Source organism: Sphingopyxis sp. SE2, assembly GCF_032227185.1.
Taxonomy (GTDB): Bacteria; Pseudomonadota; Alphaproteobacteria; order Sphingomonadales; family Sphingomonadaceae; genus Sphingopyxis.
Genome location: NZ_JAPMXW010000001.1, coordinates 3,507,716 through 3,517,916 on the forward strand (window position 1 = coordinate 3,507,716; position 10,201 = coordinate 3,517,916).

A 10,201-nucleotide genomic window follows, 5' to 3' on the forward strand; every position below is an offset into this window, starting at 1 on the left:
CCGCCGTCGCTCACTGCCGAGACGACAAATACCCACAATTTCCAGCCCCTTGGATTGAAGCGCCCGTGCTCCGTCTCGCCTGCTTTGTGGTGACGATCGCTGGCTCATGACCAACTTCTATCATCGGAGGAACGGCGCTGCCGTTCCCCCAGAATTTTTCGCCCGGCGCAAAGCGCCCGGCATTCTGTTCTTGCCAAGTGACGGGCATTGCCCGAAGATTCCTGGCTCCATGCGTACCGACGTCGATCATCTTCCTGCCGTCAAGCAGCGCGAACTTGAACGTATCGTCGAGATATTGTTCGACGAGTTCGGTCAGGCGACGGAAAACGCGACCGGGCGCCGCAAGGGCGCTCGCATCCTGAAAATCATCCTGTTCGGCAGCCACGCGCGGGGCGACTGGGTCGATGCCCCCCTGTCGGCGAACCAGTATAAATCCGACTACGACATCCTCGTCATCGTCAGCCAGAAGGAGCTGACCGATCGCGCCGTCTATTGGGCGAAGGCCGAGGAACGGCTGATCCGCGCCTACACGATCGAAAAGACGCTGCGGACGCCGGTCAATTTCATCGTCCATTCGCTCCATGAGGTGAACGACGGGCTCGCGCATGGCCGCGTCTTTTTCATGGAGGTCGCGAAGGATGGGATCGCGCTCTACGACGCCGATGATCGCGAATTGGCTACGCCGAAGCCCAAATCGCCCATGCAGGCGTTGGCGACAGCTCGGGAGTATTTCGAGGACGGCTTCCCGTCAGCAATGAAACGCTATGAAGGCGCGCAGTTCTACCTTCAAAAGGGGTATGCAAAGGACGCGGCTTTTGACCTGCATCAGGCAACCGAGCGTTTGTACTCGTGCCTACTGCTGACGCTGACCTTCTACACTCCATACAACCACAATATCGCCTTTCTGCGGTCGCTTGCCGAAGGGCTCGATCGTCGCCTGCATGGCGTGTGGCCTGAGACCAATCGCGCTGAGCGCGCGATGTTCCAGAAACTGAAAGAGGCATACACGAAGGCGAGATATTCAAAACATTTCCGAATCAGCGAGGAGGAGCTGAGCTGGCTTGGCGAGCGTGTCGAAGAATTGGGGCGCGTCGTGCATCAGGTCTGCACCGACAAAATCGCCGAACTCGAGGCGGCTACCCGCAGCTAACAATGCGCACCCTCTAAGTTCTGTTTGGGGTGGGGAGCTGTCGTCCAGATCCTCCCCTTTGCGCAGCAATGGGGAGGTGGCAGCCCGCAGGGCTGACGGAGGGGTCGACGCCGTCAGGCGTCGGTGCAAGGCCAGACCCCTCCACCACCGCTTCGCGGAGTGTAGGGTTGGATTGCCCCCGGCAATCCAAGTCCAGTCCGGGGGACTGGACGACCCAACACTCCCCCTCCCCAGCGCTTCGCGATGGGGAGGATCTGTACGTCCGCTTCCGGTCGTGGTCAGCCATAGCGCGGGATCGTCGCCCAGAAGGCGACAACGGGGTGGGAAGCGGACCCTGCAGAGTTTACTATCCAATTACGTTTATCCGCGATCACCCAACCATGATCGGCACGCAGGCACCAAAGGGCTTTGGCCTCCTCTTCGTAATTGTGGGCATCCCACTGATCCTCTGGAACGCGTCACTAACAGTGAGCTTGAGGCCCTGGACGCTTCGAGTAGCACTGAAAGCGCACGCATCGAGGCATGCGAAGCGAAAGCGGTTAAGCTGGAACCCAACTCGTCAGCGCGACGTCAACTGTGCGGCTGCATTGTCAAGAAAGCTTCTGAGCGCGGCGCCTTTAAAGATTATGGTGCTTACGATGAGGGTTTACTTGAGCCTATAGTCGGCGAGTGCATGCGCGAAGGCTGATGCCCGCAACCGGCCTTTTCTGACATCGTGACCAGATCGGCGACAAACGACACCAATGGGGTGGTGAGCGGACGTCAGTTGTCCTGATGCTGTGAATTGGCCACCGTGTTAAAGCGCGCCTCGCCGATCTCAGAAGAATGGTCGGATGCGAAGCGGTAGACGAATGTCGCCACAACAGCTGTACCAAGCAGGATCAGGCCCGGAACAATTAAACCCCCAGGCCAATTCGCATCTCTAGAAAGGAACATCGCTGCGGCGATGCCGCAAAATGCGACTACGGAGGTGCCACTGCGCGCAGGGCTTAAATCGCGGTAGGCCTCCTTGTTGCTAGGGGCCGTGGTGCACCACGCGACAAATAGTATCCACCATACGAGTTGGACGTCGTCGGTCAGACTTCGTAGTTCTTCCGTTGGTGAGATGCGTGCTGCGACATATGAAGCGAGTAGCCAAGCACCCGTAGCCATCAGGAAGAGGCATTGCATGACCGGCCTCCAGAACTGTCTGGTAGATACCTTGCGAATTAGGGCATTCATTGGGGTCCCCGCGTGTTGGTCAACAACGTAACACATGCACCGCCCCGCGAACGTCCGCAACCGGTCGCTTCCCGTCGTAGCGCGCATCTAGCAAAGCCCGAAGCTACTCTGCCTTATTTTTGAGCGCCGCAGCGCTTCTGAACTTTTCAATCGCAGCCTGCTTGGCAGCTCTGCTCTGGCCGAGCGGGTCACCGACATGATCTAAACTCCCGTCCAGTTTCGGCACCGACTGGTGAGCGCGCGCCTTCCTGCGAGCGCTCCCCGTTCTCGTACGGCTGGCTGATACGACGCTAGACATACTCCGCAGATAACATGAAGTCCGAGAAAGCCAAATGTCCGCAATCGGTCGTTTTCAGAATGGCCGCTTTGCGGACATCCCCGTTCCCCGGCTTGTCCGCACCCCCCGCTTCTGACATAATCCCGCCCACGGGATGGATTGACTGGCGGCCATCCCGAGGAATGTCCTGCCAGCATCATGTAGGTCCGGCCGCGAAGGTCGGGCAGTTGCTGTAGCCCGCACTCGCGGCACACAGCGGACACCGCTTGCACATCCGCGCATCGACGCGCGGACCGCCGCTGTGCGAGCCTATCATGCCTACCCCAACGAACGACGTTTACGCGCGCGAAGTCGTGATGGCGCGCGTCGGCCATTTGATCCGCCGCAAGCAGCGCGAGATCGAACAGGTCACGCGCATCCTGCGATGCTTCTTCGGTCCTTCATCCGTGCACGCGCCCGAGCCGGGGCGGATCAAGCGCATCATCCTGATCGGACCCTATGCGCGGCGAAACTGGTACGAAGACAAGAGAACGATCGACTTTTCCGATTATGAGCTCTGGATTGTCGTCAACCATCCGCTCTTCAAAGACGAAGGCTGCTGGCGCCGTGCGCGCGACATCATCCGCAGTGAGCTTGGCGACCGCTGCGCGGTCGACCTTGAGGTTTATTCCAAGTCCGACATCCGCATCGCCAAGGCCGAACGCGACAGCTTCATCCTCGACCGGATCGAGGCGGGCATCACCCTCTATCGCGCTTCGCGCGATGCGCCGCTGTCATCGACCGAACGCGGGGAGGCACGGCCATGACCGCGCCTGTTCCCACCGCGTCGTTCGATGACATCTATCACGCCGAATATCGTCGTCTGCTGCGCAAGCTGAGGCGCCGTGTCGGTCCTGATGAGGCGCCCGATCTGGTGCAGGAGATATTCGCGCGCTTCCTGCGCAGCGGAGCAGCGGGCCGCGCCCTTAACCCCGCCGCCTATCTGTCGCGGATCGCCCGTAACCTGCTGATCGATCGCGCCCGCCGGAAACGCCAAGGGATGCCGATCTTCTTTCCCTTCGAGGAAGACCGCGACGCATTGGTGCGGCCCGAGCAGATGTGGCGGATCGAGGCCGGCGACCTGCTCCGTCTATACCGGCAAACCGTGCGCGCCATGCCGCCCAAGACACGGCGGGTGTTCGTCATGCGCCGGGTGAAGCGCATGAGTGGCAAGGAGGTTGCCGCGCGGCTCGATATCAGTATCGCCACCGTCGACTATCATATGGTGCAGGCGCTCGCGCGCTGCCGCGTCGCGGTAGCGGCACAATGCTAGCCGCCGCACGCGTCAGGCATCGACGCGATACCGGCACCCGCGAACGCCCAGACATTGCGGGTCAGCCCGGTTCGCCTGCGGCCAGCTTCGAGGCTTTCTATCGGGCCGAGCACGCGCGGGTGTTCGGCTATTTCCGGCGGAAGGCCGGACACGACGATGCGCCCGATCTGACGCAGGAGGCGTTCATGCGGCTCTATGGCAGCGGCAAGTTCGCGGACCTCGAATATCCCCGGGCCTATCTGACAAGGATCGCGCACAACATATGGCTGAACCGAATACGCCAGCAAAAGCGGCGCGGGATTCTCTATCCGTTCGACGAAGCATCGGATGCCCCGACGCCGCCCGAACAGGAACGGCGGCTCGAAGCGAGGGACTTGCGACGCGCCTATTGGCGCGCGCTTCGCCCGCTGTCGCGAAAGACCCGGCGCATCTTCCTGATGCACCGGCTGCGCGGCATGACCTATCAGGGCATTGCCGAGGAACTACGTATCAGCAGCAAGGCTGTCGAGAAGCGTATCGGGCGCGCGCTGGCGCGGTGTCGCCGGGTCGACGCGCTGCGACATGGTTGAAGCGGCGCGATCAAAGGTGCATGGGGAAGATGGGTAGAATACTATCGAACTGCATCGCAACGGAGGCGCAAATGGAAGATACCGAAACGCTCGTCACGCTGACGGCCGATATTGTCGCGGCGCATGTCAGCAACAACAGCGTCGCCATATCGGATATTCCGCTCGTCATCCGCTCGGTGCACGAGGCGCTTTCCGGGCTTGGCGCGGCCCAGGAACCCGAAGTCAAACAGGAACCGGCTGTGTCGATCCGTGCGTCGGTGAAGCCCGATTACATCGTCTGCCTTGAAGACGGCAAGAAGCTGAAGATGCTCCGCCGTCACTTGATGACGCACTACAATATGACGCCCGACGACTATCGCGCCAAATGGAACCTGCCGAAGGATTATCCGATGGTCGCGCCGAACTATGCCGAGAAGCGCCGCGTGCTTGCGAAGGCGATCGGGCTTGGCACCAAGGGCCGTGGCGGCGGGCGCAAGAAGGCGCCAGCGCGCCGCGCCAAATAGTCTCAGGCGGCGGCGTCGGTCTGTCGTTCGAGCGCGTCGGCGATCATCGCAGCGAGCGATTCTTCGGCGCGGATGCGCGCGACCGGGTCTTTGGCATCGAGGTCGCGCTTGATCCATTGCGGCGCGCGCTCGATGACCCTGAGGACCGTCTCTGTGAGTTCGCGTGTCATGGCGCGCCTATGGCAGACGCACCCTCGTGCGGCAACGCCTCGGCCTCGAACGCGCGTTTGCCGCGCCGCTGCCAGAGCGCGGCGGCGTGACCGCCTTGTTCGCTCCGCAGCTTGTCGGCCATCCACAGGAAAGCGCCATAGAGCTTGGCGCGATCGTCGCCCGCGAGATCGACCAGCCCGGCTTTGACGACGAGTCCGCCGAGTTCGATGAGCTGGCGCGTGCGCTCGCGGCGCTTCACCTGCCATTCGCGTGTGTCGGTTCGTGCCTTCACCGCTTCAAGCCGATGCCGCATGGCTCTCAGGCGCCGCGTCATTCGCTGCACCGCGATCAGCTCGCGTCGCAGCTTTCCGCGCGCTTCGCTGAAAGAAGCTCGCGCCTGCCTTGCGCCAGCCCTCCTTCGTGCCCGCGTCTTTCGTCGTCACCGCGCCGAGCAATGCGCCGGCGAGCATGTCGGCATCGAGCATGTCGGCGCCGGTGGCAATGACGAGTTCGCCGAGTTGGCGAACGCGGCGTTCCTTGAGGGTCTTCGCTTTTGCATCGAGCGCCTTCAATTCCGAATCGATATCGCGTGGTTTGCGCATGTCGCATCTCCATGATGGGGTGATGCGCCCATCATAGGGATGCGCCTGTCGATGCGCAGCAAGGTCGTCGGGACAGCATGGCACAGCCCGGTCCCTCCGCGGATTTTTCCGTGTGAGGGCGCGCTTATACGTCGTGCCGACGTGGCTTTTGAAGTGTAGATGGATGGCCGTCATGGCGATCTTCCATCTCTCGGTCAAAGTCATCAGCCGCGCCGCGGGCCGCAGCGCTGTCGCGGCGGCCGCCTATCGCTCGGCGGAGCGATTGCACGACGAGCGGCTCGACCGGGCGCATGACTTCACGAACAAGTCGGGTGTCGTGCACAGCGAAGTGCTGCTGCCCGAGAACGCGCCAGACGAATGGCGCGACCGCGAACGGCTCTGGAATGATGTCGAGGCGTTCGAGAAGCGCAAGGACGCACAGCTCGCGCGCGAGGTCGAGTTCGCGATCCCGCGCGAGCTGAGCCAGCAACAAGGCATCGAGCTGGCGCGCGACTTCGTTCAATCCGAGTTCGTCGATAGGGGCATGGTTGCCGACCTCAATGTCCATTGGGACATCGGTGCCGATGGCCTCGCCAAGCCCCACGCGCATGTCATGCTCACAATGCGCGAGATCGCCGTCGACAAGGATGGCGAAACGAAGTTCGGCGCAAAGGTTCGTGAGTGGAATGCGACCAGTGACCTCGAACGCTGGCGCGAGCGTTGGGCCGATCATGTGAACATCCAGCTTGCCGAACTCGATATCGATGCACGCATCGATCACCGCAGTTTGGAGGCGCAGGGCATCGCGCTCGAACCGCAGGACAAGATCGGCGGCGCGGCCTCGCGCATGGCTGGTCACGGTCTGGAAGCCGAACGGATCGACCAGCACCGCGAGATCGCGGCGCGCAATGGCGAGCGGATCATCGCCAATCCTTCGATCGCGCTCGACGCAATCACACACGGGCAGGCGACATTTACGAACCGCGACCTTGCCATATTCACACACCGGCACAGCGACGGCCGCGAACAGTTCGACGCTGTTATGAGCGCGGTGCGATCGTCGCCCGACCTTGTCGCGCTGGGTCAGGACGGGCGCGGCGAAGACCGGTTCACGTCGCGCGACATGATCGAGACCGAGCAGCGGCTGGAGCGGGCAGCGGACAAGCTGTCTCGCCTTCATCATGCGAATGTCCCGGCGGCATCACACCAGGGAGGGCCGAACGCCGCCGGGACTGCCGGTCTGGTGCTCGGTCGCGAGCAGCAGGCGGCGCTCGCGCATGTAACCGGCGACCGCGGAATTGCAATCGTCGTCGGCTATGCCGGGACGGGCAAGAGCGCGATGCTCGGCGTCGCGCGCGAGGCGTGGGAAAGCGTCGACCTTCATGTTCGCGGCGCGGCGCTGTCGGGGATCGCCGCCGAAGGTCTCGAGAATGGTTCGGGCATCGGCTCACGCACCATCGCCGGTCTCGAACATGGCTGGTCGCAGGGCCGCAATCTGCTCACCTCGCGGGACGTGCTCGTGATCGACGAGGCAGGCATGGTCGGCACGCGCCAGATGGAGCGTGTGCTCTCCCATGCCGCAGAGGCGGGCGCGAAAGTCGTGCTGATCGGCGATGCGCAGCAGTTGCAAGCCATCGAGGCGGGTGCGGCGTTCCGCGCGCTCCACGAGCGACATGGCGGCGTGGAGATCAGCGAAGTGCGCCGGCAGCATGAAGGCTGGCAGCAGGACGCCACCCGTCACTTGGCGACCGGGCGAACCGGCGAAGCAATTGCCGCCTATGCCAATCGCGACATGGTGCACCCCGCCGCCACGCGCGAGGCCGCGCGCAGCGAGCTTATCGAAAGCTGGGATCGCGATCGGCAGGCAAAACCGACCGCCAGCCGGATCATATTGACCCATACCAACGTCGAGGTGCGCCAGCTCAACGCGGCGGCGCGCGATGCGATGCGCGCGTCGGGCGATCTCGGCGCCGACGTGTCGATCAAGGTCGAGCGAGGCGACCGCGATTTTGCCGCGGGCGACCGCATCATGTTTTTGCGCAACGAGCGCAGCCTGGATGTGAAGAACGGCACGCTCGGGACCATCGAGCGCGTCAGCGAGCGCAGTATGGCGGTGCGCACCGACGACGGGCGCCGCGTCGCGTTCGACGTCAAAGACTATCGCGACCTCGACCACGGCTATACCGCGACGATCCACAAGGCGCAGGGTATGACGGTCGACCGCACGCATGTGCTGGCGACACCCGGCATCGACAGCCATGGAACCTATGTCGCCATGTCGCGCCACCGCGAAGGGCTCGCGCTCCACTATGGCCGCGACGACTTTGCCGATCAGGGCAAGCTTGTTCGCACGCTGTCGCGCGAGCGCGCGAAGGATATGGCGAGCGATTATACCAAGGCCGATCCGGCGCGCGCGTTCGCCGAGCGGCGCGGGATCGCCGTGCGCGAGCGTATCGCGGAAATCGTCAAGCAGGCGCCCACAAAGGCGCGCAGCATCTTCGCGGGGTTCAGGCCGACCGGAAAGCGGGCGAACAACGACGTGCGGCAGGTGCCACGCGCCAACGACATGTCGCGCGCGGTCGAGCGTTATGCCCGCGCGCAGGCTGACATCGACCGGATGACGGCGAAAGGACTCCCTACGCTCGCGCATCAACAGAGCGCGCTCGACAAGGCGGGGAGCGAACTTGACGCGGTCCGCACCAATGCGCGAACCGATCTTGCGTCGGCGTTCAAGCGCCAGCCCGAACTGGTTGGACCGGCGGCGCAGGGCAGCAGTCAGGCCGCGATCCGCGCGATGCGGCTCGAAGCCGAGATCCGCATCGATCCCGCGAAACGCGCCGAGCGGTTCGTCGGTGACTGGCAGAAGCTGCAGCAACAGCGCGACCATATGATCGCGCGCGGCGAGCGCGGCGGCGCCGCGAGACTCTCCGGCCAGATGGGCGCGATGGCGAAGGGCCTCGAACGCGATGCGCAGGTCGAATCGATCCTCAGCACCCGCAAGGCATCACTCGGCATCGATATGCACGCGGCGCGCTCGGTCGGGCAGCAGCTTGCCGACATGGCGGACTTCGGGCGCGGCCGCTCGCGCGGCATCGGCATTGGAATGTAGGAGAAAAGATGATGGACGAAGAAGAGATCGATCCCGCAGCAGAAGCGTTCGCGCGGCTCGAAGGCGAGATCGCGATGATGCGCCGCGCTGTGCGAGATCTGGCGACCGAGAAGGGCGCGATCGAGATTCCCGATTACAGCTCGACGCTCGGCGAGATCGCACAGCATCTGCAATCCGCGACCGAAACACTCGATATGCTCGCCTCCAAACCAGCAATGGAACTGACGCCCGAAACCATGGCGCAGCGGCTCGAACGAGCAGCGCGGCAGGCACGCGAGTCCGATCAGGAACTGATTACCACGGCGCGAAGGCGTTACGATGATGCCATTGGGGAACTGCGCGGCCTTGTGGCTTCGACACGGCACGCCACCGATCAGCGCGAGTATCTGATCTGGGCCGCGAGCGGCGGCGTGATCGCCGGATGTCTGCTATGGGCCATCCTGCCGGGCTCGATCGCCCGTGCGCTTCCCGAGAGTTGGCATATGCCGGAGAAAATCGCGGCGCGCGTGCTGCGCGAGCCGACGATATGGGAAGGCGGGGTGCGCTTGCTGCGCGTCGGGAGTCCGGCTGCGTGGCGCGCGATCTCGGACGCCGCCGTAATGCGACACGACAACAAGGAGAAGATCGCCGCGTGCGAAAAACGGGCCTCGAAGGCAAAACGCTCCATCCGCTGCACGATCAATGTCAAACCACCGGCATCAACCAAGCGTTAGTAAAACGGCGTGGGCCGCCATCATTCAGCACGCCGAAGCAGCGAAGACTCAGTCTGTCACCGCTTCCTTGATCGCATCGGCCAACTTATCGCCCGCGTCCGCTGCGACGGTCTGAACGACACGCTTGCCCGTCGCCGGATCGGTCTGGTGGAAACGGAACTCGACGCCTTTGAGCGGCTTCGAGATCAGATCGGCAATCATCAGCTCGCGATGCTTGTTCTCCGAATTGGCGAAGGGCGCAATGAGATCGACGAGCCATATCTGCTCGCCAGATGCCCACTCTTCGAGCGTCAGGCGATTTTCGGGCTCGATCATGCCCTTGTCGAGCTTCGCTACGGCCTCGGGCGTGCATTTGGCCCACATGGCCAGCCCAACCGGCTGCTCCCCATCGCGAAACAGGTAGAATTGCTGATGGATCAGCGCCGGCATCACGAGCCACTCAAGGTCGCCGATGTTGAAGCCGCGGTGCAGCGGCGACTGGGTAAGCAACCACGTCATTTCGCCGAGAAGGTGGCTGACGGTTGGAGCCGCAGCTTGTTGTTCAGCCTTACCCGATGACGTTTTGCCCGAAGGCTTCTTGCCCGAAGGTCCCGATTTCCTGTTCATCTATCTTTGC

12 protein-coding genes are annotated in these 10,201 nt (G+C 63.0%); 7 read left to right on the plus strand and 5 right to left on the minus strand.

The window, feature by feature from the left end; genetic code table 11:
• Window positions 1–229: 229 nt before the first annotated feature.
• On the plus strand, window positions 230–1,150 hold the full coding sequence (locus tag OVY29_RS16900) for a HEPN domain-containing protein (RefSeq protein WP_313911767.1): 921 nt from the start codon (window positions 230–232) through the stop codon (window positions 1,148–1,150).
• A gap of 762 nt (window positions 1,151–1,912) precedes the next feature.
• On the opposite strand, the gene OVY29_RS16905 is transcribed toward OVY29_RS16900, so the two are convergent.
• Window positions 1,913–2,320, minus strand: coding sequence for a hypothetical protein (locus OVY29_RS16905; protein ID WP_313911768.1), 408 nt, complete (start codon window positions 2,318–2,320; stop codon window positions 1,913–1,915).
• 642 nt (window positions 2,321–2,962) lie between these two features.
• Here OVY29_RS16905 and OVY29_RS16910 point away from each other — a divergent pair.
• From OVY29_RS16910 to OVY29_RS16925, 4 genes are all read left to right on the plus strand, one after another.
• Entirely contained in the window at window positions 2,963–3,454 is a 492-nt protein-coding gene (locus tag OVY29_RS16910; RefSeq protein WP_313911769.1) for a hypothetical protein, read from the plus strand.
• Window positions 3,451–3,960, plus strand: coding sequence for a sigma-70 family RNA polymerase sigma factor (locus OVY29_RS16915; protein ID WP_313911770.1), 510 nt, complete (start codon window positions 3,451–3,453; stop codon window positions 3,958–3,960). The genes OVY29_RS16910 and OVY29_RS16915 overlap by 4 nt, the downstream gene beginning before the upstream one ends.
• Window positions 3,954–4,529, plus strand: a complete 576-nt coding sequence (locus OVY29_RS16920; RefSeq protein WP_313911771.1) for an RNA polymerase sigma factor — start codon at window positions 3,954–3,956, stop codon at window positions 4,527–4,529. Before OVY29_RS16915 ends, OVY29_RS16920 begins: the two co-directional genes overlap by 7 nt.
• Before the next feature lie 71 nt (window positions 4,530–4,600).
• Window positions 4,601–5,032 (plus strand): MucR family transcriptional regulator, encoded by a 432-nt coding sequence (locus OVY29_RS16925; protein ID WP_313911772.1) that lies wholly within the window; start codon window positions 4,601–4,603, stop codon window positions 5,030–5,032.
• A gap of 2 nt (window positions 5,033–5,034) precedes the next feature.
• Here OVY29_RS16925 and OVY29_RS16930 read toward each other — a convergent pair whose 3' ends face one another.
• The 3 genes from OVY29_RS16930 to OVY29_RS16940 are packed head-to-tail and all read right to left on the minus strand — an operon-like array spanning window position 5,035 to window position 5,784.
• Window positions 5,035–5,202: a hypothetical protein gene (locus OVY29_RS16930; protein ID WP_313911773.1), complete on the minus strand. Its 168-nt coding sequence runs from the start codon at window positions 5,200–5,202 to the stop codon at window positions 5,035–5,037.
• Entirely contained in the window at window positions 5,199–5,495 is a 297-nt protein-coding gene (locus OVY29_RS16935; protein ID WP_313911774.1) for a conjugal transfer protein TraD, read from the minus strand. Before OVY29_RS16935 ends, OVY29_RS16930 begins: the two co-directional genes overlap by 4 nt.
• Window positions 5,479–5,784, minus strand: coding sequence for a conjugal transfer protein TraD (locus OVY29_RS16940; RefSeq protein ID WP_313911775.1), 306 nt, complete (start codon window positions 5,782–5,784; stop codon window positions 5,479–5,481). The genes OVY29_RS16935 and OVY29_RS16940 overlap by 17 nt, the downstream gene beginning before the upstream one ends.
• A 172-nt stretch (window positions 5,785–5,956) precedes the next feature.
• Here OVY29_RS16940 and traA point away from each other — a divergent pair, with 172 nt between their 5' ends.
• A complete protein-coding gene (gene traA, locus OVY29_RS16945; RefSeq protein ID WP_313911776.1) occupies window positions 5,957–8,872 on the plus strand; it encodes a Ti-type conjugative transfer relaxase TraA in 2,916 nt (971 codons plus the stop codon).
• Window positions 8,873–8,880: 8 nt separating this feature from the next.
• Window positions 8,881–9,585, plus strand: a complete 705-nt coding sequence (locus tag OVY29_RS16950; RefSeq protein WP_313911777.1) for a DUF6118 family protein — start codon at window positions 8,881–8,883, stop codon at window positions 9,583–9,585.
• A gap of 48 nt (window positions 9,586–9,633) precedes the next feature.
• Here the strand turns inward: OVY29_RS16950 and OVY29_RS16955 are convergent, their stop codons facing one another.
• On the minus strand, window positions 9,634–10,191 hold the full coding sequence (locus OVY29_RS16955; protein WP_313911778.1) for a toxin-activating lysine-acyltransferase: 558 nt from the start codon (window positions 10,189–10,191) through the stop codon (window positions 9,634–9,636).
• Between the last annotated feature and the right edge of the window lie 10 nt (window positions 10,192–10,201).

Coding starts and splice junctions, on each gene's coding strand:
- OVY29_RS16900 (WP_313911767.1), top strand. CDS start 230: ATGCGTACCGACGTCGATCATCTTCCTGCCGTCAAGCAGCGCGAACTT.
- OVY29_RS16905 (WP_313911768.1), bottom strand. CDS start 2,320: ATGCAATGCCTCTTCCTGATGGCTACGGGTGCTTGGCTACTCGCTTCA.
- OVY29_RS16910 (WP_313911769.1), top strand. CDS start 2,963: ATGCCTACCCCAACGAACGACGTTTACGCGCGCGAAGTCGTGATGGCG.
- OVY29_RS16915 (WP_313911770.1), top strand. CDS start 3,451: ATGACCGCGCCTGTTCCCACCGCGTCGTTCGATGACATCTATCACGCC.
- OVY29_RS16920 (WP_313911771.1), top strand. CDS start 3,954: ATGCTAGCCGCCGCACGCGTCAGGCATCGACGCGATACCGGCACCCGC.
- OVY29_RS16925 (WP_313911772.1), top strand. CDS start 4,601: ATGGAAGATACCGAAACGCTCGTCACGCTGACGGCCGATATTGTCGCG.
- OVY29_RS16930 (WP_313911773.1), bottom strand. CDS start 5,202: ATGACACGCGAACTCACAGAGACGGTCCTCAGGGTCATCGAGCGCGCG.
- OVY29_RS16935 (WP_313911774.1), bottom strand. CDS start 5,495: ATGCGGCATCGGCTTGAAGCGGTGAAGGCACGAACCGACACACGCGAA.
- OVY29_RS16940 (WP_313911775.1), bottom strand. CDS start 5,784: ATGCGCAAACCACGCGATATCGATTCGGAATTGAAGGCGCTCGATGCA.
- traA (WP_313911776.1), top strand. CDS start 5,957: ATGGCGATCTTCCATCTCTCGGTCAAAGTCATCAGCCGCGCCGCGGGC.
- OVY29_RS16950 (WP_313911777.1), top strand. CDS start 8,881: ATGATGGACGAAGAAGAGATCGATCCCGCAGCAGAAGCGTTCGCGCGG.
- OVY29_RS16955 (WP_313911778.1), bottom strand. CDS start 10,191: ATGAACAGGAAATCGGGACCTTCGGGCAAGAAGCCTTCGGGCAAAACG.